The organism is Nonlabens tegetincola, from assembly GCF_002117085.1.
In the GTDB taxonomy this organism is placed as follows: domain Bacteria; phylum Bacteroidota; class Bacteroidia; order Flavobacteriales; family Flavobacteriaceae; genus Nonlabens; species Nonlabens tegetincola.
The window spans coordinates 2,242,657-2,264,092 of sequence record NZ_CP019342.1; the positions used below are offsets into that span (position 1 = coordinate 2,242,657).

The window sequence follows — 21,436 nt, forward strand, 5'->3', positions numbered from 1 at the left end:
TTCCTTAGCCTCTTCTCTCTCTTCAATTTCCTCGGCTTCTTGAACATTTAAATAAGGCTCTTCTCTACGTTTTTCTAGTTCCTTAGCCTTTTTTCACGTTCTTTCTTTTTACCAGTTCTACCTATTGCTTTTAGTACTAGGTCGCTTATATCGTGACGCTCTGCACTAAAAAGTAAAGGTGTGTCTGAACTATCAATTATATAATCATACTTTTTAGACAAACCTATCTTCTGTACCTCATTGAACACTTGATCTTGAACTGGTTGAATCAACTGTTGTTTTTGAAGAATGAAATCACCATTTTCAGCATTAAAACGCTTGTTTTGATAGTCTGCTAGATCTTGCTCTTTTAATCTAATGTCTTCTTCCTTCTCCTCTATTAATTCTTTTGTAAGTAAGACCTTTTCATTTTCAAGAGATTCTTTCATTTGATTGATCTCTCGTTGCATGGCATCGATTTCTCGCTTCCATTTTTGCATTTTAGTATCTAGTTGTCGTGAGGCTTCTTGGTACTCTGGAACGCTTTCTAGAATATACTCCATATTCACATAAGCAACACGAGCTCCTGCTCTTTGCGCTTTCGCGAAAGCGAAACTTAAACCAACAAATACGACTACTAAAAACTTAATTTTCATGATCTTCTACTTTTATAAAATAACCGTGCCACAATTAGAATTGTTGCCCAATTATAAAGTGAACGTTCCAACCACTAGGTTCATTGCTTGGAAGTGTAGGAACTTTATCAAATCCATACCCAAAATCAACTCCTAATAAACCAAAGGCTGGCATAAATATACGTAATCCTGCACCAGCAGATCGTTGTACTTCAAATGGATTGTAATCATTGAACCTACTGTATGATCCAGCAGCCTCAGCAAATGTTAAGACATAAATTGATGCAGCTTGCTCCAGTGAAATTGGATAACGCAATTCTAGTGAGTATTTATTGTAAACCGTATCACCATCTGAATTTGTGGTCAAGGAACTGTTATCATAACCACGCATTCTAATAATGTCACGACCATCTAAAGAAAAGGCTCCTAAACCATCACCACCGACAAAGAATCTCTCAAATGGCACCAATCCACGATCCTGATTATAGGCTCCTAGGAAACCAAATTCAGTATTTGTTTGAAGCACCAGTTTTTTGGCTAATTGAGTATACCAAGTTCCCTTAAATTTAACCTTATAGTATTCTAGGAATTTAAATCGCTCTTGATCAATTTTTCTAAGATCGGCTTGACCATTTGTTTGATATCTAGGATCATCTTCAAGATTAGCATAATCTACACCATTCCATAATGAATAAGGCAGCGTAAATTTACCCGTGATAGAAAATGAACTTCCGTAGGTAGGATAAATAGGGTTTACACCTACATTGTTACGACTTAAACCAATTGTATAGGAAAGGTTGTTAGAAAAACCATTAGGGAAATTAAATAAATTACTTTGGAAATTCTTCAAGTTATAATGCTGGAATGACACTGCATGTGAAATTTGAAAATATGGGTCTGGCCACTCAAGTCTTTTTGCAAGACCTACTGTACCACCGGTAATTAAAAATCTCTGGTTGCGATCTACTTCTCTAAAATTTTGTTGATTTACCCTAAACTGCTCACTATGAGAAAATGAAACATTGAAGGACACTGGCTTTTTACCACCTAACCATGGTTCGGTAAAATTAAGACTGTAGGTTCTAAAGATAGTACTTGCTTGTGCTCGTATTGCTAATGTTTGTCCATCACCCATAGGCACTGGTTGGTAGGCATCTTTCTTAAAAATATTACGTAGACTAAAGTTATTGAAACGCAATCCTAAAGTTCCAACAAAACCACCACCACCATAACCACCTTGTAGCTCGATTTGACTTGCTCCTGCTTCCTTAATATCAAAATTTACATCAACTGTTCCTTCTTGTTGATCTACGTTATTTAATTGTGGATTAATATTTTGTGCATCTATATAACCCAGGGCTCCTAATTCTCGAATGGAATTGATGATTTTTTGTCTGCTGTATTTCTCACCAGGATTAGTTTGCAGCGCACGATAAAGTACATGATCATTTGTTCTAACATTTCCTGAAACCGAGATGTTGTTGAAATAAGCTTCTTTACCTTCTACGATTCTAATTTCAAAGTCTATTGTATCATTAGCTACTCTAGTTTCAACCGCGTTAACTGACGAGAATAGATAACCGTTATTTTGATACAAGTTTGAAATATCATCAGAATCTGGATCTTGCGGATTACTAATACGTTCATCAAAGGCAACTCCATTATATACATCACCTTTTTCAACCTTTAAGATTCGTTGTAATTGTGCATCGGTATAAACCGTGTTACCTACAAATTCAATATCACCAAAGTAATACTTATTCCCTTCTTCAACCTTAATATTAAGACCGATGGTTTTATCATCTATAACATATAAGCTATCTGAAACGACACGTGCGTCTCTAAAACCGTTTTCCTTGTATTTATCTACAACAGACTCTAAGTCTTCTTGAAAACCAGACTCTACATATTTAGATCTTTTGAAAACTCTAAAAATGTTTTTCTTTTTAGTGTTTTTCATGGCTGCTCTTAGCTTCTTATCAGTAATAAGTTCATTACCTTCAAAGTTGATTTGAGCAATTTTTACTTTGTTCCCTTTATCTATATCAATACTCATATTAACAAGGTTTGCACCTTGTACGGTAGTATCTTTATTTTCTCTAAGTTTAATTTTAGCGTCGGCATTTAAAAAACCTTTCTCTTTGTATTTATTCTCTATATAATTACGAGTATTGGTAACAAAGTTTTCTGTCGCCTTTTTACCTTTTTGAAGTTTAAGTTCAGTACGCAAGTCTTCTATTTGACCTTTACGCAATCCTGTTACACGAACTTCATTTAGATTAGGGACTTCAGTAATATTAATTTCTAGATTAATCGTATCGACGATATCATCATTAGGATTACCTATGACCTCGGTAGCATAAATACGGATATCACTAAATAATTTAAGATCCCACATTTTTTTTACTACTCCACTTAATTTTTCACCAGGAACGTATATTTCTTCACCTTTACGTAATCCTGTAAAAGCAATTACAGTGTTCTCATTATAACTTTGACTTCCTACTACATTTATTTCTCCTACTACGTATTTGGTAGCGTCTCCAATCGGAATATCTACCTTTTGTGCAAATGAAAAGGCACTTGATAATAAGGCAATAGCTAGAAAGAGCTTTTGTGCTATTTTAAAATTCATTCTATTATAATTGTTCACTGGTTTTACCGAATCTTCTTTCTCGGTCTTGATAATTAAGTATTGCATCTACAAGATGCTCTTTTCTAAAGTCTGGCCATAGCACCTCGGTGAAGTACAATTCGGCATAGGCAATTTGCCAAAGTAAAAAATTGCTTATACGCTGTTCACCACTCGTTCTTATAAGTAGATCAACATCTGGCATAAAACTGGTATACAAATGATTGTTAATCACATCTGTATTAATTTGATCTATCTCTAGTTCACCATCCTTCACCTTGCCCGCAACTTTTTTAATCACATTGATCAACTCTTCACGAGAGCCATACGATAAGGCCAGAGTTAAATTCATATGTGAGTTTTCTGTTGTAGCCTCAATTACTTCTTTAAGTTCTTTTTGAGCACTACTAGGTAACAATTCCAACGCTCCAACAGCTTTAAGAGAGATGTTATTTTTTTGAAGTGTTTTAAGCTCCTTTTTAAGACTAGAAACTAAAAGTTTCATGAGCGCATCTACTTCTAATTTAGGACGTTTCCAATTTTCAGTACTAAAAGCGTACAGAGTAAGATTTTTTACACCTAATTCTGCACAGGTTTCTACCGTTTGACGCACAGCTTTGGCTCCTTTTTCGTGACCTCTCACTCGCATGAGGCCTTGCTTTTTTGCCCAGCGTCCATTACCGTCCATTATGACTGCAATGTGCTGTGGTATATTTGAATGGTCCAGTAGATTTTTACTCATACAACATTAAAAATTACAATAACACGGTTGTCGCCCAAAGGTATACGTAAGCGTTATACCTGAAAAGACATACCAGTCGTTGTTATTCACATTTCCAAATCTTAATTCATCAAAATCTTTACTACGTACTGGATTACTTCCATCCAGGTTATCCGTAAAAGTATATCTAGCGCCTATTTCGGCAGCCAAAATCAAATTTCTGGTCAAAGTCATTTTTGCACCAAAAATGATTGGAATAGCAGCATCAATGGTGCTACCATACTTTTCCAACTCACCATTTTCTAAGGCAAACAAATCGTATTGAAAGGCTGTTAATCCAGTGTACAAATACGGTGTCCATTGCCATTTACCTGAGTATAAATCCCATTCCCAAAAGGTATACTCCAGACCTACACTAGCCTCAATTAAATTGTAATTATAATTAAGTCCTCTTAAATCTCTAGAAATATCATCACTATCATTGTCATCTCCTATCATGTTAGTATATAGAAAACTAGCTCTAAAACTGTGTCTATCACTTCGGTTCCATTTGGCGATTAAACCAAAGGCACCATCACTAGGATCGATGTATTGTGTACTACCGACATCTCCTATAACACTGGCACCACCAAACATGACTCCTAGCTCATAGGTTTGCGCTTTCGCGAAAGCGAAAACAAGTAAAAAAAGTGTCGTGAAAATGAATCTCATTTTAATCATAAAACGTGCAAATATAACAATTCTACATGCCTACAAGGCTTATTTACTGCTAATGAAGGTTAACAGTGAATTTAACGGAAGTTCTATGAATTAATTGCGCTTGTCCTCGCCCCAAAGTAGCTTGTGTCTAATTGTTTTTATAAAGCTTTGATCTTTAAATGAAACGAGATCAATCGTGAAGCTAGCTTTTTTGACAATAACCTCGGTCTCATTAGGGAAACTAGAAATACGATTATCCAATGAAGTTAAGAAGGACTCTTCTCTACCTATCACTTTGATTTTTATTTCGGTAGTATCTGGAATTACTAATGGTCTTGCGTTTAGATTGTGTGGAGCAATTGGCGTGAGAACCAGCGCACCAGTACTTGGTGAGATAACAGGTCCACCACAACTTAAACTATAACCCGTTGAGCCAGTAGGTGTAGAAATGATTAACCCATCGGCCCAATAGCTAGTCAATAATTCATTGTTAAGATGAGTTTCTATTTGGATCATACTAGTCGTATTGTATCGACTTACTGTAACTTCATTAAGTGCAAAGTTTGGATTTAAATCATCGTGACCCATTGGGGTAGCAGTAAGCAAGGAGCGCTTGGACAATGTATATTCACCATTTACTAAACGTTCTATAGCCTGCTCTAGTGAGTCTTTTTGCACCGTTGCCAGAAAACCCAGTCTACCAGAATTAATACCGATCACAGGTATATCTAAGCCTCCTATGTATACTACCGCTCTTAAAATTGTTCCATCACCACCTATACTTAATAACAAATCATAGGAATCATCAAGCGATTTAAAGCCATGTGATTGCTCTACCACTCCATGCTCTTGAAGCAATTGTTTAAATTGATTTTCGACAGAAAAAGAAATCCCAGATTGATCTAGCAAATTAATAAGCTGCTTATAAATTGCAATTGTATCGGCATGTAAATACTGCCCGTATATAGCTACCTTATTAATCATTGTTAGATATTCAAGTATTTGTCTAAATAATCAGAACGCTCTTTAAGAGCATCTAAGTAGGTATCTTCCTCTGCGGCCGATTTTATTTCATAACTATATCTTCTAAATGTTTGAAGAATAGCGTTTAAGTTCTGTGGACTCACTTTCAAGGTAATCTCTGTAAAATGATCACGATAGCCACTTACAAACATACCTTGTATTTTGGAATCGTTTGTTTCTACAATTTGTGAAATCTCACTAAAACTATAATCACTTTTTCCTTTTTCAACCACAATCACAGCACCAGCCTCATACATAAAAGGAGCATCATTAAAAATCTCCATAACATCCTTAAGCTCGTAGTAACCTATATATTGATTTTTCTCGTTGAGCACGGGCATGATATTACATTGATGTTGTGCAATAGCCTCTAATACATCAAGCCAATGAGTCTCTACCGTTACATGAAAAGCATCTAGTGAATACTTTATTTCTTCAACTGTTTGATGTTTTTCAAAACACAATGCATCGTTTTCAGACAAACATCCCACATAAACTCCATTTTCATCCATAACAGGTATGTGAGAGTAAGTAAGTTGTGAGAAAATATGCTGAACTTCCTTAACGCTATCCGTCATTGAGATAGGAGAAACATCATTTATAACAAGTTGTTGAAGATTCATTACTGCTTATTTTTTATGCAAAATAACAATTAATTAGAGTTTCTAAGGGTTAAGCTCGTGTGAATCCTTTGTACTTTTGATTTAAAATTATTTCTATGACTGTTTTAAGTGTAAACGTTAATAAAATAGCGACATTACGTAATGCTCGTGGAGGAAACGTCCCTAATCTTATAAAAGTAGCTCAAGACATTGAGCGTTTTGGTGGACAAGGTATTACGATTCACCCGAGACCAGATGAACGTCATATAAGGTATCAAGATGCTCGAGACTTAAAAAAAATTGTAACTACTGAATTAAACATCGAGGGAAATCCTATTGATAGTTTTGTTCAATTAGTAGACGAAGTGCAACCTCACCAGGTTACGTTAGTTCCCGATGCACCAGATGCAATTACCTCAAGCGCTGGTTGGGACACCATTGAACACAACTCCTATTTATCTGAAATTGTTAAACACTTTAAAAATCAAGGCATAAGGACTAGTATTTTTGTAGATCCAGTGATTGAAATGATAGAAGGTGCCGCAAAAACGGGAGTAGATAGAATAGAATTGTACACCGAAGAATACGCTGTACAATTTTCAAAAGGTAATCCAGAAAAAGGAGTGCAGCCCTATAGAGATGCAGCTTTAAAAGCCCATGAACTTGGCCTAGGCATTAATGCAGGTCACGACCTCTCTCTTGAGAATATCAAATATTTTAAAGAAAATGTTCCTAATTTAATCGAGGTTTCAATAGGACACGCATTAATTTCTGAGAGTATTTATCTGGGCCTAGAAAATGTTGTCAACATGTATAAGTCACGATTAGCATAATGATATTACACAGCTTACAATTAGGAGAAACGGGACAACCCTTCGTGATTTTACACGGGTTCTTAGGGATGGCAGATAATTGGAAAACATTAGGCCGTCAGTGGAATGAGGATGGACTCCAAGTACACATTCTAGACCAGCGCAATCATGGACGCAGTTTTCATAGTGAAGAATTTTCCTATGAGTTAATGGCGCAAGATTTAAAAGATTATTGTGATCACCATAGATTGAATAACATTTACTTATTGGGACATAGCATGGGTGGTAAGGTCGCTATGAAAGCTGCTCAACTTTTTCCAGAACTTATAGAAAAACTTATCATTGCCGACATTGCTCCAAAAACCTATGCTCCACATCATAGTGACATTATCAATGCCTTACAAAGCGTAGATTTCTCCAAAATCTCTAGCCGTAAAGAAGCCGATCAAGTATTATCTCAACGTATTACAGATTTTGGTACACGTCAATTTTTATTAAAAAGTTTGTACCGTGTAAATAAGGATACCTATGGATGGCGTTTCAATTTAGAAGTTTTAGGCAATAGCCAATCCATGATCGGAGTTCACGAATCCACCGACATAGCTGTACAAATTCCAACCTTATTTATTAAAGGAGGCAATTCAGGGTATATATTAGATACCGATAAAATGCTTATTGATCACGCTTTCGCGAAAGCGGAATTAAAAACAATCCCAAACGCTGGACACTGGCTACATGCAGAACAACCTCAACTTTTCTACCAATTTGTTAACGAATTCGTAAAATAAATTACGTTATGCAAGCATAATAATAACGAAAACGCTTGCGTAACATTAATTTAATATTAAATTTGACTCATTAACAAATTAGATTTTTTCTCAAACATTTGACTATGAACAAATTAAAACTTTTTCTTGTACTAGGTTTGGTTTCAGCAATGGCATACGCCGGTGGATACCGAGTAAGTACACAAAGTAACAAGCAGCTCGCAATGGGACATACTGGTGTAGCTGTAGTTAACAGTGCAGATATTCTGTTCTTCAACCCAGCTGGATTAGTTCATTTAGAAAGTAAATTAAGTGTAAGTGCAGGTGGCTTTGGCGTATTTAGTGACGTAGCTTATCAAAATGCAGAATTTGGAACATTTGCAGATACAGATAGTCCAACAGGAACACCTATTTACTTGTATGCAACTTACAAAGTAACCGATAAATTTTCTGCCGGAATAGGTGTTTACACACCATACGGTAGTAACGTTACGTGGCCTACTGATTGGTCTGGATCGCACTTAGTCAATGAGATTGAATTACAGGCAATTTTTATTCAACCTACCTTATCATACCAATTATTTGACAGTGTAAGTATAGGTGGTGGACCTATCCTAGCTATAGGTGGTGTAGAATTTAATAGAAATGCATCTAGATCACTAGTTGATGAAGAAGGTACAAGATCTAACGTATCCATTGAGGATTCGGGTGTTACCGGTTGGGGTTGGACTGCAGGTTTATTATTCACTCCTACAGATAATTTCTCTTTAGGTTTTAACTACCGTAGTTTAATAAATATTGAGAGTACAGAAGGTACAGCAACCTTCAGCAACTTCCCTAATAGCACACTTGTTCCTTCAAACGGTACACAAGGCTTTACGGCTACACTACCGTTACCTGCTGAAGCAACAGTTGGTTTATCTTATAAATTAAACGACAAATGGTTGTTTGCTTTTGATTATAATCGTGCATTCTGGAGTGAGTACGAGAACCTAGACATAGAGTTTGCAGATGGTTCTTCAAGTATAAACCCTAGAAACTACAAAGATTCTAGCACATATAGATTAGGAGCACAGTATACTGCAACAGACAAGTTTGTAGTAAGAGCAGGATGGTACTATGATGAGTCACCAGTACAGTCTGGATATTTTGCACCAGAAACTCCACGTAACGATTCACAAGGATATACATTTGGTTTTACTTACCAAGTATCATCTAAGTTTGCTATAGATGCATCGCTTCTTTACTTAAGATTTAAGGAAATTAATGAGTCTTATGACTTTTATTCAGACCCAGGAGCTCCAGTTAATGCTCCATTTGCCGGAACTTATAAGTCACAAGCAATCATCCCAGGTATAGGTATCACTTATAACATGTAAAACATTAAATGATGAAAAGAATTAATATCAAAAATATATCTCTACTTGCTGCAGCTGCACTAGCACTTACAGCTTGTGAGCCAGAATTAGACAATGCAATTGAAGAAGGTGGTGTTTATACCGCTGGTGATGCAGATTTTTCTAAATTAGTAACCGTAGGTAACTCGTTAACTGCAGGTTTTGCAGATGGCGCTCTTTATTTAGATGGTCAAACGTATTCTTACCCTAATATTCTCGCAGGACAAATGCAATTTGTAGGTGGTAATGAATTTAATCAGCCATTAGTAAACGACAACTTAGGAGGACTACTTTTAAACGGAACACAGATCACAAACAACCGTTTTGTTCTTACCTCAAACATGGGAACTCCAGTAGGTCCTGCTCCATTAGCAGGAACTCCTACAACAGACATTGCAAATAAGGTAACAGGACCATTAAACAACTTTGGTGTACCTGGTGCAAAGAGTTATCATTTAGGTGCTCCTGGATATGGAAGTCTTGCTGGAGTTCCTGCTGGAACAGCAAATCCATACTATGCACGTTTTTCTAGCTCAGAAAGTTCAACTGTAATCGGTGATGCTATTGCTGCTGATGGTTCTTTCTTTGTTCTTTGGATAGGAAACAACGATATTCTAGGGTACGCTACTAATGGTGGTGATGGAGAAGATCACAATGAAACAGGTAACATTGACCCTTCAACATATGGAGGAAATGATATTACTAACAACAATGTATTTGCAGGTGTGTACCAACAACTTGTTCAAGGTCTAACCGCAAATGGAGCTCAAGGAGCACTAGTAAACATACCGGATGTAACTTCAATTCCATTTTTTACAACTGTACCTTATAACGCAATTCCACTAGATGCGCAAACAGCAGCATTTGTTAATCAAAACTATGCACAGTACAATGGTGCTATGGCTGCTTATGCACAAACGCCACTTCTTTCTCAAGAAGAGGCTACTGCAAGAACTATAAGTTTTGCCCAAGGTCAAAATGCTATCGTAATACTTGATGAAGATTTGACTGATTTGCCGGATCCTACACAACCGGGACAATTTTTACCAAAATTGAGACAAGCAACCCCTAATGATTTAGTTGTTTTTACAGCATCTACAGTACTAGGAACACTTGCAGATCCTAGCAACCCAGCTTCAGTAATAGGTGTTGGTGTACCAGCTGGCGACAACCTTGTTTTAACTGAAAATGAACAACAAAGAATAAGCACTGCACAGGCTTCTTACAATGCTACAATTGAAGCATTAGCACAAGCAAATGGCTTAGCTTATGTAGACGCAAGAGCAGTTCTTGCTGATGTTGCAAATGGCGGTGTAGCTTTTAACGGTGGTTTACTATCAAGCACCTATGCTAGTGGTGGAGCATTCTCTCTAGATGCCGTACACCCAACTGCTAGAGGTTATGCTTACACAGCAAACACCATTATTCAAGCAATCAATGAACAATATGGTTCAACTATTCCAACTGTTGACATAGGTAACTATCCGTCTGTTACAGCTAGTGATAACGTTAACTAGAAATAGATTATAATAAATAAGAAACCTGCTTGATTAAATCAAGCAGGTTTTTTTATTTTTATTAAAATTAATCCTTATGAAATTTTTACTTAAACTATTAATAACAGCTGCGTTAGTAATCCTTTTATCCAAAATTTTACCAGGAGCAAGCACCACTGGATGGTGGAGTGCTATTCTTGTAGCAGTAGTATTATCTTTATTGAACTTTACAGTAAAACCAATTCTTCAAATATTAACCTTTCCAATTACGATAGTAACTTTAGGTTTATTTCTACTAATAATAAATGCTATCATCATTTTACTCGCTGATTGGTTAGTAGGAGGCTTTAATGTTGATGGGCTTTGGTGGGCAATTATTTTTTCATTGTTACTTGCAATAGGACGTTCATTATTATTTAAACTACTTGATAGAGACGAGGATTAATCTCTCAAATTCTTTAAGTTTTATTAAAGTTTCAAAGTAATTGAAATTCAAAGGTATAAAGACTTTGTTTTACAACTAAATAAAGACTAATTTTGCACCCCAATTTTAACAGCACTTAAAAGTCTTTAAATGAATTTAAAACGTACTGACGTAGACGCACTTAATGCGGTGCTTACTCTAGAGATAGAGAAGAGTGATTATCAAGAGCAGGTAGAAAAAATCCTAAAGGATTATCGTAAGACTGCTTCTATTCCAGGATTTAGAAAAGGTAAAGTTCCTGCATCATTAATAAACAAGAAGTACAGAATTCCTGTATTGGTTGATGAGGTAAATAAACTGATCCAGCAAAAACTAAACGAATATATCACTGAAGAAAAACTTAATCTTTTAGGAAATCCATTACCTAAAGAACAAGCTGATATAGACTGGAATGGTGATAACTTTACATTTGACTTTGAAATAGGCCTTGCTCCAGAATTTGAAGTAGAACCTTCAAAGATTAAGGGAATCACGGCTTATGAAATAAAAACAGACGACAAAACCATCAACGATCAAATAGATCGTATTAGAGAACAATACGGAAAGTTAGTTTCTAAAGATGAGGTTTCTGAAGGTGACGAAGTTACTGGTGTTTTTAGAAATGATGAGGAAGAAATCAACACTGACGCAACTTTCCCGATTTCAAAAATTAAAGGAAAAACAAACCTTAAAAAGTTTGTTGGGTCTAAAGTTGGAGATTCAATCGAATTAAAAACTAAAAATCTTTTTGAGGACAACAGCGATTTAGCTCATCACCTTAAAATTGATTTTGAAAAGAAAGATGAATTAAATGTACCTGTTACATTTGAAGTAACTGAAGTTAACACCAGGGAAAAAGCAGAGCTTAACCAAGAGTTCTTTGATAAATTGTTTGGTGAAGGAATCATCACAAGTGAAGACGAGCTAAGAGAACGTTTAAGAGAAGACGCTAAGAAACAATTTTCTCAACAAACTGATCAAAAGTTTTTGACAGATGTTACTGAAGAACTTATTGAAAAAACAAAATTTGATCTTCCAGCAGATTTTCTTAAAAGATGGATTGCAAACAATGGAGAAAACACTTTAACGGCTGAGGAAGCTGAAGAAGAATATAACAAATCTGAAAAAGGATTACGTTATCAACTCATTGAGAGTGCTATCCTGCAAAAAAATGAAGATCTTCAATTAAAGTTTGAAGACTTAAAAGAATATGCCGGAACACAGATAAAAATGCAAATGGCACAATTTGGTCATACAGACGCTACTGATGAAGAAGTTGAGCAAATCGTTGCACGAGTAATGAGCAATCAAGAAGAGGTGAAACGTATGAGTGAGCAATTACAGAACGAAAAAATGCTCCAATACTTTAAGGACAACGTTAAAGCTAAGTCTAAAGAGCTTACTTACGAGGACTTTATAAAAGAAGCTTACCAAGCTTAATACACCGTATAAATTCATATCTTTAGGCGTTATCATTTTACCGAAATGTTAACGCCTTTTTCGTACAAGTTGAAGTAATATTACACTATGGATATAGCTAAAGAATTTGAAAAATTTGCCATCAAGGATCAGGGAATAAACAGTAACTACTACTCAAAAATTATGAGTAGCATGTACCCAACAAATTTAACTCCAAATATTATCGAGGAGCGTCAAATGAACATCGCCATCTTTGATGTTTTTTCACGTCTTATGATGGATCGAATTATCTTTTTAGGAACTGGAATAAATGATCAAGTAGCAAATATTGTGCAAGCGCAATTACTGTTTTTAGAAAGTGCAGATGCTAATAAAGACATTCAGATTTACTTAAATTCTCCAGGAGGAAGCGTTTACGCCGGTTTAGGAATCTATGACACCATGCAATTCATTAAACCAGACGTAGCAACAATTTGTACTGGTATGGCTGCTAGTATGGGAGCAGTGCTTCTATGTGCTGGTGAAAAAGGCAAGAGAAGTGCCTTACCACACAGTAGAGTAATGATTCACCAACCTTTAGGTGGAGCCCAAGGACAAGCAAGCGATATTGAAATTACAGCAAGAGAAATTGTAACCCTTAAAGAAGAGCTTTATACAATTATTGCAAAACATTCTGGACAATCTTACGATAAAGTATACGAAGATTCAGATAGAGATTATTGGATGAAGGCAGATAAAGCAAAAGAATACGGTATGATTGATGAAGTGCTTAATCGCGATTAATTTCACGATCAAGAATAATTAATAGAATGTTTAAAGGGTTTTACTCACGCCATAAAAAGCATTTTGGTAATTCATCTTTGAATAGTTCATTATTTTACTTCAAAAAATGAATACTAGAGATCCCATAGGATCTTAAGAATTAGAAATATGAGTAAGGAAGAATTAGAATGTAGTTTTTGTGGACGCAGTAAGTCCGAAACCAATTTACTGATTGCAGGTTTAGATGCACACATATGTGATCGTTGTATTGAACAAGCTTATGGTATCGTTTTAGAAGACACAAAAACAAGCGACACTGGTGTAACAAGTGATGATCTTAAATTAAGGAAACCACAAGACATAAAAGCTTTTTTAGACACTTATATTATAGGTCAAGAGCATACAAAAAAGGTAATGTCTGTAGCCGTATATAACCATTACAAAAGGTTATTACAACCACAAAGTGATGACGATATCGAGATTCAAAAGTCAAACATTTTGATGGTAGGTCAAACGGGAACTGGAAAAACGCTTATCGCAAAAACGGTTGCCAAAATGCTTAATGTACCTTTAGCCATTGTTGATGCGACAGTACTTACAGAAGCTGGTTACGTAGGAGAAGATGTTGAAAGCATTCTTACAAGGTTATTACAAGCGGCTGATTACAATCTAGAAAAAGCACAAACAGGAATAGTTTTTATAGACGAGATTGATAAAATTGCTCGTAAAAGCGACAATCCATCAATCACGAGAGATGTATCTGGAGAAGGTGTTCAACAGGCACTTCTTAAATTATTAGAAGGAACCGTTGTTAATGTACCACCTAAAGGTGGACGTAAACATCCTGACCAAAAATTTATTGAAGTAAATACAGAAAACATCCTTTTCATTGCTGGTGGTGCCTTTGACGGTATTGAGCGAGTAATAAGGAAACGTCTGAACATGCAAGCTGTCGGATTCAGTGCGGCCAAAAGTAATGACGATGTTTTAGATAGAGAAAACTTACTTAAGTACATCATCCCTAAAGATGTTAAGGATTTTGGTATGATCCCAGAAATCATAGGTAGATTACCTGTTCTTACTCACATGAATCCATTGGATAAAGGAACTTTGAGAGCTATTCTTACTGAGCCTAAAAACGCTATCATCAAACAGTATGAAAAGCTTTTTGCTATGGATGATATTAGTTTTAGTATTACCGATGGAGCACTAGATTATATCGTAGAAAAAGCTATTGAATACAAATTGGGTGCTCGTGGATTAAGGTCTTTATGCGAGGCTATTCTAACGGATGCCATGTTTGAGCTTCCTGGTAGTGATGAAAAAGAACTTAAAATCACTAAATCCTATGCCGAATCAAAACTTAACAATAGCGGCTTACAAAAACAGCTCAAGGCTGTCATTTAAAAGAAAATAACTACACTATATAAATGTCCATTTAAAAATTTAAATGGACATTTTTTTTTGCTATTAAATTCTATCGATGGTTATTTCAAAGGTAGTACCTACATTTTTTTTACTATCCATGACTTTTATTTTACCCTTGTGGTAGTCATGAATAATTCTTTTTGCTAGAGATAAACCAAGACCCCATCCTCGTTTTTTGGTGGTAAACCCAGGAGTGAAAATACGCTTCCAGTCATTCTTAGAAATTCCTTTACCAGTATCTGAAATTTGAATTGAAACCTGCCTAACCTCTGCTTTAACAAACACATGTAAAGCACCTTTCCCTTTCATGGCATCAATACCATTTTTAATTAGGTTTTCTATTACCCAAGCGTATAACTCTTTATTAAGTAAAACAGGAATAGGTTGTTCAGGTAAATCCATAGTTATCTCAACTAGTTTAGAGACGCGATTTTTAAGATAATCAGTAGCTTGCCTAGTTTCTTCTACAACATCAGCTTTTACTAGTTTAGGAACCGATCCTATTTTTGAAAAACGGTCTGTAATAGTTTTCAATCTATTAATATCCTTTTCCATCTCATCAATGTAAGAAGGCTCTACTTTAGAGTCTCTCAAAATGTGTGTCCATCCTACCAGTGATGATAAAGGAGTACCTATTTGATGAGCACTTTCTTTAGCCATACCAGCCCACAACTTATTTTGTTCGCTGGCCTTAGTTGATCTGTAAAAAAACCAAATAACAAAACTAAATAACACCATAACCACAACCAGCGCCAGTGGATAATACTTAATTTTATTTATCACATCACTATTACCATAATATATGGTGCTTATGGGTTTTCCTTCGTAATTAATGATGTAGGGCTCATTTTGTGATTTATATATTTCAATAAGCTGTTTTATTCGTACAGTATCTGTCTCTTCAATGTTAGCAGGTAAATTTCTAGTACTTATTTCACCTTTATAAGTTACCCTTATTAAGGGTATACTTGTCATGTTTTGAGCAACAGTAAAACCCAAATCCCCTATGTAAGCATTTTTAGGAGCGTTTTGTAGGTCTTTTACAGCTGTAGCATATTCCGCAATATTTTTACGTTCCATTTCTTTTACTCCTTGAAAAAACACATAGGTGTTCCAAAGTATAATACTCACCGTGACTACTGAAAAACCAATGATCACCCATCTCAATACATTTTTATCTTCTGTGATATTCATAGATATGCCTATAACTTTATTACAGCCGTCTTATTATTCCCGTTTAACAATTAAATAATAATCGTCATCCATAGGAAGATAACCTTGATCATAGACAAAATAGTAAATCGTCCCTTTTTTAGTGGTGTAAATACTAGTAAAAAAATTAAAGTCAAAACCTTCTGCTAGCAGTTTGTTACGAGTAGTTTTGGTTTTATCATTTACATTAATACTTTTAAGAACACGCCAGTTTTTCCTCAATCGATTATTAATATTACGCATGAGAGCTGTACTATCTTTGTTGAGCTTGTTATTGGCAACATTCCTGCAATAATCACTACAAAATCGTTTATCTGCTCGACCTCGTACCTCATCACCACATTCAGGACACTGTTTAGTTACTTTCATTGCAGCAAGTTACGTAGAAAAATTAAACGTTTGTAAATGATCCTACTTGAACTTGAAACTAGGTTATATATAAGTTTACGCTTTCGCGAAAGCGTAACAACCACAATCATCTCTCAAACATCACACTGCTGTGCTGAAACAAAAGATATAGATACCTTATTTTTACAAGAAAATATTAAACATGGAAAACATTCTAATTGCTGTAGAAAACAGAATCGCAACCATCACTATAAACCGACCAAGTAAATTAAACGCTTTGAATAAAGCTACAATCGCCGAGTTAAGTCAAGCGATAGATGATGTTGAAAATAATCAAGAGGTTAGAGTTGTCATTCTAACAGGTAGTGGCGAAAAAGCCTTTGTAGCCGGTGCCGATATTTCAGAATTTGCCGATTTTTCTCCTGAACAAGGAAAAGAGCTTGCGAGATTAGGTCAAGAATCACTATTTGATAAGGTAGAAAACTGTAGTAAACCCATCATTGCAGCCGTTAATGGTTTTGCACTAGGTGGTGGATTAGAACTTGCGATGGCAGCTCATTTTAGAATAGCTAGCGACAATGCACGAGTAGGTTTGCCTGAAGTGTCTCTAGGAGTAATTCCTGGATACGGTGGTACACAACGTCTACCCCAATTAATTGGTAAAGGTCGTGCTATGGAAATGATAATGACAGCTGGAATGATTGATGCAGCGACGGCTCACTCTTATGGTCTTGTGAATCACGTGGTAACAAGTGAAGAATTAATACCTACTTGTGAAAAAATAGCTGGCAAAATAATGAAAAATAGCCCAGTAGCTATAGGAGCTGCCATTGACGCTGTAAATGCTGGTTATGTAGATGGAATAAACGGTTATCAAACTGAGATTGACTGTTTCGGAGCGAGTTTTGGAACGGACGACTTTAAAGAAGGTACAACCGCCTTTTTAGAGAAGAGAAAGGCTCAATTTTAAACTGAGAGATTACCATTAAAATCAAAAAAGGACAGTTTTTACTGTCCTTTTTTTATTGCACTTTTAACCTCTAAACAAGAAGAAATCGTCCTTCATATCTTCGATCTTCTCATCCTTGTTAGTAATGATGTAATCCAGAGCTTTTTCAGTAAACTCTTTACCCTTATTGGATAATGTGACTACATCACCATTTTTTGATATCATGTTATTCTCTAGTGCCAGTTTCAATACTTTTTTGGCACGTACTTTACCCCAATTAATATGCTCTTGTAAATGTGTTACACTACGCTCCTCGATACTGTCGTGATTGTTTAAGTGCAGCAAGAACGTGAGAAGAGAAACCTCGGTACGTTGCCTGCGTTGTCTAAACAATACTGCTAGTAATCCTCTTGAAGGAGCAAATAAATAAACGAGAAGAAAAATTAAACCTAGAACGGTTGTAATCGATCCTGATATAGACGCATCTAACAACATGGATAAGTAGTATCCTCCAAAGGCCGCAAGAATTCCAAAAACTACAGAGAGCAGCAACATTTTTTTCAAATCATTAGTAAGTAAATAAGCGGTCGCTGCCGGCGCGATCATTAATGCAACTACTAGAATGGCGCCTACTGCATCAAAGGAAACCACAGTGGTAACAGATGCGACACTCATTAATCCATAATGAAGAATCACTGGTGAAAAACCTAATGCACTAGTTAAGCCAATATCAAAAGTACTTAGCTTTAATTCTTTATAAAAAAGTCCTAACAACACTAAAGTAACCAACAAAACAGATCCCGTAGTCCATAAGCTTTTAGGGCCCATATTAATAAAATCTTCTGGATTGGTAATTCCTTCCTGACTACTACTTGAATTTATTATCCAATTATCAAATGGAGCGTATTCTAATTTCCCAACTAGCACAGCATCTGTATCTAGATGTACATCGTTTGCATAAATAGCTATTAATAAAACTCCGATGCTAAACAATGCAGGAAAAACTAATCCAATAGCAGTATCCTCTTTAACAAGTCCAGTTTTTTGGATAGCCTCTACCAACCATACTGTTACAATTCCACTGATTGCAGCCAATAATATAAGCCACGGTGATGCTAGATCATGAGTAATAAAAAAACCAATTACTATTCCTGGAAGAATAGAGTGAGAGATCGCATCGCTTATCAAGGCCATTTTACGAAGTACCAAAAACACACCTGGTATAGCACAAGCTACCGCGGTAAGACATGAAATTAAAAGGATTGCTATTTCTGGATTCATGATTGAGGTACGTTGTTGTTATACAAATTTTGTGCAGTATGAAATCCCGTTGTAGTCAAGGACCATGTATCGCCTTTAATTTCAATCCAGTTTTTTTCTTCTAACTGTCTTAGCGTTCCTTTAGAGTAACCTTGAAACTGATTAAGGATGCGTATTGCGTGTGGTCTACTTATATCGTCATGTTTCTCAACGATAGAGTACATAAATTGTAGTGTTTTTTTAAGGTGTAAATCCCTGCGATTACGCACTAGTCTAATTTGTTTAAAAAGCAAACCTCTTGAAGGTGAAAAAACAAAGGAGAACCCAACAAATACTGATGCTACCAAAACAATAACAGGACCCGTAGATAAATTATTGTAACTAGCACTTATTCCTGTACCAACAACACCTGCAACAGCTCCAAAAACAGCTGCTAACAACACCATTACACCTAGACTATTTGTCCATTGTCTAGCAGCAGCAGCTGGAGCCAGCAGCATGGCACTCATTAAAACTACTCCTACGGTTTGCAACCCAATTACAATAGCTAGAACTATAAAAAAACTAATAAGCCCATCAATAATTCTGGTATTAAATCCTAAGGTGAGAGCATAATTTTTATCAAAAAGCAACAGTTTAAATTCTTTCCAAAACAGAAGCATTATAACCAGACTTATACCTGTTACTATAATCATTAAGATAACATCACTCTCTACAAGTGTCGCAGCTTGACCAAATAAATATTTATCCAAACCTGCTTGATTAGCGTCAGGTTGTTTTTTTAAGTAACTAAGAACTAACTCTCCAAAACCAAAAAACAAACTCAAAATTAACCCTAAAGCAGTATCTGTTTTAAGGTGCGTTTTTGTTACTATTCCTCTTATCCAAACCGTACCTATAAATCCGCTCACAAGTGCTCCTAACAGTAAAACATTAGAATCTTTAAGACCAGTAAAAAGGAAGGCAAGCGCTATTCCAGGCAGGGCTGCATGAGAAATAGCATCACCCAGCAAACTTTGTTTTCTTAGAACCGCAAAACTTCCTAACATACCACAAATAGCTCCCAGAACAGCCGTTCCCAGTGTTATGGTGCGCAGTGTATAGTCCGTAAAAAAACTTGTTATGTCCATCATGGATAATTTGTATTACGCTTTCGCGAAAGCATCACTTACAACTCATTATTGCTGTACAGCAACCTTGTAATTAATCCCATAGGTTTTGGTTAAATTGTCATCATTAAAAATATCTTTAACCGGACCAGTAGCAATGTGTTTTACATTTAAGAAAGTTACCCAATCAAAATACTCGGGTACCGTTTGTAAATCGTGGTGAACGACAATTACGGTCTTACCTGCTTTTCTAAGCTCTTTTAAGATATTTATTATAGCAATTTCGGTAGTTGCATCAACACCTTGGAAAGGTTCATCCATAAAATAAATTGACGCATTTTGAACTAATGCTCGGGCTAAAAAAACACGCTGCTGTTGTCCACCAGAAAGCTGATTGATTTGCCTGTTCTTAAAAGGAAGCATTCCTACTTTTTCAAGCGCTTCTAGGGACTGTTTTTTCTGTTTATTACCAGGTCTTTTAATCCAACCTAAGGCACCATAGGTTCCCATCATGACTACATCTAGAGCAGTAGTAGGAAAATCCCAATCTACACTACCCTTTTGAGGAACATATGCTACTTGATGGCGTTGTTTGTGATAAGGTTTATCATAAATTTGAACAGAACCTGCAATGGGATCAATAATTCCTAAAATGGATTTTATCAAAGTAGATTTTCCAGCGCCGTTGGGTCCAACAATAGCCATAAGTACTCCTTCTGGAATAGACAGGTCAATATCCCAAAGGACTGGTTTGTAGTTGTAAGCTACTGTTAAATCATCTACAGCTACTGCAATTTTATCTGCCATTATTTAAGTGCATTAACTATTGTTGCCACGTTATGCTTATACATTCCTATATAAGTTCCTTCAGCTGTTCCTGCACTTCCAAGTGCATCGCTAAATAATTCGCCACCTATATTAACCTCATGATTACGTGCTTGAACTGCTTTTTGTAAAGCTTCGACCGTACGACGTGGCACACTGCTTTCAATAAAGATTGCTTTGATATTGTTTTCTATAATAAAGTCAGTAAGTCGTTGTACATCTTTTACACCAGCTTCAGTCGCGGTTGAAAGCCCTTGTAGACCTACTACTTCAAAATTGAAACTGCGTCCAAAATAATTGAATGCATCGTGTGCTGTTACTAGAATACGTTGCTCTGATGGAAGAGTATTAATATTTTTATCCAGCTCCTCTTTCAAATTAGATAATTTCTTTAGATAGATTTCTTCATTAGCCTTATAAACCGACTCATTATTTTGATCTAGCTTGATTAATTCTTTAGTAACAAAACTGGTGATTTGTTCCCAGTACTCCAGATTAAACCAAATATGTGGATCATAACTACTTGCAAAATAATCACTGCCTATAAGAGTACTTTTATCTAAGGCATCACTCACTGCAACAGTACGTTTACCTTGTTGATTCATTTTCTCAAATACTTCTACTAACTTACCTTCTAGATGTAATCCATTATAAAATATGACATCGGCCTGAGAAAGCTTGCGCACGTCGCCTTGGCTTGCTTTATATAAGTGTGGATCGATACCGCTTCCCATAAGACCTTCTAATTCTATTACATCACCTCCAATTTCCTGAACTAAGTCAGTAATCATAGTAGTTGTGGTCACTACCTTCAGTTTACCCGATGGTTGTTCTTTAGGCTGCTGTTTACAAGCCGAAATCAGAATTATTAATAAAATGAATAATGTTTTTTTCATGA

The 21,436-nt window shown here is 35.9% G+C and carries 21 protein-coding genes; 9 read left to right on the forward strand and 12 right to left on the reverse strand.

Features of this window, described 5'->3' with window-relative positions:
* Window positions 1–74: 74 nt before the first annotated feature.
* The 6 genes from BST91_RS13325 to BST91_RS10405 all read right to left on the reverse strand — a co-directional run bounded on the left by BST91_RS13325 (window position 75) and on the right by BST91_RS10405 (window position 6,312).
* Window positions 75–635, reverse strand: a complete 561-nt coding sequence (locus BST91_RS13325; RefSeq protein ID WP_244895609.1) for an OmpH family outer membrane protein — start codon at window positions 633–635, stop codon at window positions 75–77.
* Window positions 636–669: 34 nt separating this feature from the next.
* Complete coding sequence (locus BST91_RS10385) at window positions 670–3,249, reverse strand: BamA/OMP85 family outer membrane protein (RefSeq protein ID WP_244895611.1); 2,580 nt, start codon at window positions 3,247–3,249, stop codon at window positions 670–672.
* Window positions 3,250–3,253: 4 nt separating this feature from the next.
* The gene (locus BST91_RS10390) at window positions 3,254–3,988 is read right to left on the reverse strand and encodes an isoprenyl transferase (RefSeq protein WP_060523630.1); all 735 of its coding nucleotides are present in this window, start codon (window positions 3,986–3,988) and stop codon (window positions 3,254–3,256) included.
* Between the two features lie 6 nt (window positions 3,989–3,994).
* Window positions 3,995–4,678, reverse strand: coding sequence for a type IX secretion system protein PorG (porG, locus tag BST91_RS10395; RefSeq protein WP_042277141.1), 684 nt, complete (start codon window positions 4,676–4,678; stop codon window positions 3,995–3,997).
* Between the two features lie 99 nt (window positions 4,679–4,777).
* Window positions 4,778–5,650: an NAD kinase gene (locus BST91_RS10400; protein WP_085775348.1), complete on the reverse strand. Its 873-nt coding sequence runs from the start codon at window positions 5,648–5,650 to the stop codon at window positions 4,778–4,780.
* A gap of 2 nt (window positions 5,651–5,652) precedes the next feature.
* Entirely contained in the window at window positions 5,653–6,312 is a 660-nt protein-coding gene (locus BST91_RS10405; RefSeq protein ID WP_042277137.1) for a CBS domain-containing protein, read from the reverse strand.
* Between the two features lie 95 nt (window positions 6,313–6,407).
* Here BST91_RS10405 and BST91_RS10410 point away from each other — a divergent pair, with 95 nt between their 5' ends.
* The 8 genes from BST91_RS10410 (at window position 6,408) to clpX (ending at window position 14,814) form a co-directional block, all read left to right on the forward strand.
* On the forward strand, window positions 6,408–7,124 hold the full coding sequence (locus BST91_RS10410; protein WP_085775349.1) for a pyridoxine 5'-phosphate synthase: 717 nt from the start codon (window positions 6,408–6,410) through the stop codon (window positions 7,122–7,124).
* Window positions 7,124–7,891, forward strand: coding sequence for an alpha/beta fold hydrolase (locus BST91_RS10415; RefSeq protein WP_211280394.1), 768 nt, complete (start codon window positions 7,124–7,126; stop codon window positions 7,889–7,891). Before BST91_RS10410 ends, BST91_RS10415 begins: the two co-directional genes overlap by 1 nt.
* Window positions 7,892–7,995: 104 nt before the next feature.
* Window positions 7,996–9,249 carry an OmpP1/FadL family transporter gene (locus BST91_RS10420; RefSeq protein ID WP_042277133.1) on the forward strand — a complete coding sequence of 418 codons (1,254 nt, stop codon included), beginning with the start codon at window positions 7,996–7,998 and terminating at the stop codon, window positions 9,247–9,249.
* An 11-nt stretch (window positions 9,250–9,260) separates the two neighbouring features.
* Window positions 9,261–10,784 (forward strand): SGNH/GDSL hydrolase family protein, encoded by a 1,524-nt coding sequence (locus BST91_RS10425; RefSeq protein ID WP_042277130.1) that lies wholly within the window; start codon window positions 9,261–9,263, stop codon window positions 10,782–10,784.
* 76 nt (window positions 10,785–10,860) lie between these two features.
* Entirely contained in the window at window positions 10,861–11,208 is a 348-nt protein-coding gene (locus BST91_RS10430) for a phage holin family protein (protein WP_042277128.1), read from the forward strand.
* 129 nt (window positions 11,209–11,337) lie between these two features.
* Entirely contained in the window at window positions 11,338–12,666 is a 1,329-nt protein-coding gene (gene tig, locus BST91_RS10435; protein ID WP_042277126.1) for a trigger factor, read from the forward strand.
* A gap of 87 nt (window positions 12,667–12,753) precedes the next feature.
* On the forward strand, window positions 12,754–13,428 hold the full coding sequence (clpP, locus tag BST91_RS10440; protein ID WP_042277123.1) for an ATP-dependent Clp endopeptidase proteolytic subunit ClpP: 675 nt from the start codon (window positions 12,754–12,756) through the stop codon (window positions 13,426–13,428).
* Between the two features lie 147 nt (window positions 13,429–13,575).
* Window positions 13,576–14,814 (forward strand): ATP-dependent Clp protease ATP-binding subunit ClpX, encoded by a 1,239-nt coding sequence (gene clpX / locus BST91_RS10445; protein WP_042277121.1) that lies wholly within the window; start codon window positions 13,576–13,578, stop codon window positions 14,812–14,814.
* Window positions 14,815–14,877: 63 nt separating this feature from the next.
* On the opposite strand, the gene BST91_RS10450 is transcribed toward clpX, so the two are convergent.
* Both BST91_RS10450 and BST91_RS10455 read right to left on the reverse strand, forming a co-directional pair.
* Window positions 14,878–16,029, reverse strand: coding sequence for a sensor histidine kinase (locus tag BST91_RS10450; protein ID WP_085775350.1), 1,152 nt, complete (start codon window positions 16,027–16,029; stop codon window positions 14,878–14,880).
* A 33-nt stretch (window positions 16,030–16,062) separates the two neighbouring features.
* Window positions 16,063–16,416 carry a hypothetical protein gene (locus BST91_RS10455; protein WP_060523626.1) on the reverse strand — a complete coding sequence of 118 codons (354 nt, stop codon included), beginning with the start codon at window positions 16,414–16,416 and terminating at the stop codon, window positions 16,063–16,065.
* Window positions 16,417–16,597: 181 nt separating this feature from the next.
* On the opposite strand from BST91_RS10455, the gene BST91_RS10460 reads away from it, so the two are divergent.
* Window positions 16,598–17,365, forward strand: coding sequence for an enoyl-CoA hydratase/isomerase family protein (locus BST91_RS10460; RefSeq protein WP_060523625.1), 768 nt, complete (start codon window positions 16,598–16,600; stop codon window positions 17,363–17,365).
* A 63-nt stretch (window positions 17,366–17,428) separates the two neighbouring features.
* Here BST91_RS10460 and BST91_RS10465 read toward each other — a convergent pair whose 3' ends face one another.
* The 4 genes from BST91_RS10465 to BST91_RS10480 are packed head-to-tail and all read right to left on the reverse strand — an operon-like array spanning window position 17,429 to window position 21,434.
* Window positions 17,429–18,628: a metal ABC transporter permease gene (locus tag BST91_RS10465; RefSeq protein ID WP_085775351.1), complete on the reverse strand. Its 1,200-nt coding sequence runs from the start codon at window positions 18,626–18,628 to the stop codon at window positions 17,429–17,431.
* Window positions 18,622–19,734, reverse strand: coding sequence for a metal ABC transporter permease (locus BST91_RS10470; protein ID WP_085775715.1), 1,113 nt, complete (start codon window positions 19,732–19,734; stop codon window positions 18,622–18,624). Before BST91_RS10470 ends, BST91_RS10465 begins: the two co-directional genes overlap by 7 nt.
* 48 nt (window positions 19,735–19,782) lie before the next feature.
* Entirely contained in the window at window positions 19,783–20,520 is a 738-nt protein-coding gene (locus BST91_RS10475; protein WP_085775352.1) for a metal ABC transporter ATP-binding protein, read from the reverse strand.
* The gene (locus tag BST91_RS10480) at window positions 20,520–21,434 is read right to left on the reverse strand and encodes a metal ABC transporter solute-binding protein, Zn/Mn family (RefSeq protein ID WP_060523622.1); all 915 of its coding nucleotides are present in this window, start codon (window positions 21,432–21,434) and stop codon (window positions 20,520–20,522) included. Before BST91_RS10480 ends, BST91_RS10475 begins: the two co-directional genes overlap by 1 nt.
* Window positions 21,435–21,436 lie beyond the last annotated feature (2 nt).

Excerpts from the sequence above, each read along its gene's own strand:
- tig (WP_042277126.1), top strand. The coding sequence starts at position 11,338 with ATGAATTTAAAACGTACTGACGTAGACGCACTTAATGCGGTGCTTACT.
- BST91_RS10470 (WP_085775715.1), bottom strand. The coding sequence starts at position 19,734 with ATGGACATAACAAGTTTTTTTACGGACTATACACTGCGCACCATAACA.
- BST91_RS10455 (WP_060523626.1), bottom strand. The coding sequence starts at position 16,416 with ATGAAAGTAACTAAACAGTGTCCTGAATGTGGTGATGAGGTACGAGGT.
- BST91_RS10430 (WP_042277128.1), top strand. The coding sequence starts at position 10,861 with ATGAAATTTTTACTTAAACTATTAATAACAGCTGCGTTAGTAATCCTT.
- BST91_RS10420 (WP_042277133.1), top strand. The coding sequence starts at position 7,996 with ATGAACAAATTAAAACTTTTTCTTGTACTAGGTTTGGTTTCAGCAATG.
- BST91_RS10390 (WP_060523630.1), bottom strand. The coding sequence starts at position 3,988 with ATGAGTAAAAATCTACTGGACCATTCAAATATACCACAGCACATTGCA.
- BST91_RS10460 (WP_060523625.1), top strand. The coding sequence starts at position 16,598 with ATGGAAAACATTCTAATTGCTGTAGAAAACAGAATCGCAACCATCACT.
- BST91_RS10425 (WP_042277130.1), top strand. The coding sequence starts at position 9,261 with ATGAAAAGAATTAATATCAAAAATATATCTCTACTTGCTGCAGCTGCA.
- BST91_RS10480 (WP_060523622.1), bottom strand. The coding sequence starts at position 21,434 with ATGAAAAAAACATTATTCATTTTATTAATAATTCTGATTTCGGCTTGT.
- BST91_RS10400 (WP_085775348.1), bottom strand. The coding sequence starts at position 5,650 with ATGATTAATAAGGTAGCTATATACGGGCAGTATTTACATGCCGATACA.
- BST91_RS10450 (WP_085775350.1), bottom strand. The coding sequence starts at position 16,029 with ATGAATATCACAGAAGATAAAAATGTATTGAGATGGGTGATCATTGGT.
- BST91_RS10385 (WP_244895611.1), bottom strand. The coding sequence starts at position 3,249 with ATGAATTTTAAAATAGCACAAAAGCTCTTTCTAGCTATTGCCTTATTA.
- BST91_RS10415 (WP_211280394.1), top strand. The coding sequence starts at position 7,124 with ATGATATTACACAGCTTACAATTAGGAGAAACGGGACAACCCTTCGTG.
- BST91_RS10475 (WP_085775352.1), bottom strand. The coding sequence starts at position 20,520 with ATGGCAGATAAAATTGCAGTAGCTGTAGATGATTTAACAGTAGCTTAC.
- BST91_RS10410 (WP_085775349.1), top strand. The coding sequence starts at position 6,408 with ATGACTGTTTTAAGTGTAAACGTTAATAAAATAGCGACATTACGTAAT.
- BST91_RS13325 (WP_244895609.1), bottom strand. The coding sequence starts at position 635 with ATGAAAATTAAGTTTTTAGTAGTCGTATTTGTTGGTTTAAGTTTCGCT.
- porG (WP_042277141.1), bottom strand. The coding sequence starts at position 4,678 with ATGAGATTCATTTTCACGACACTTTTTTTACTTGTTTTCGCTTTCGCG.
- clpX (WP_042277121.1), top strand. The coding sequence starts at position 13,576 with ATGAGTAAGGAAGAATTAGAATGTAGTTTTTGTGGACGCAGTAAGTCC.
- clpP (WP_042277123.1), top strand. The coding sequence starts at position 12,754 with ATGGATATAGCTAAAGAATTTGAAAAATTTGCCATCAAGGATCAGGGA.
- BST91_RS10405 (WP_042277137.1), bottom strand. The coding sequence starts at position 6,312 with ATGAATCTTCAACAACTTGTTATAAATGATGTTTCTCCTATCTCAATG.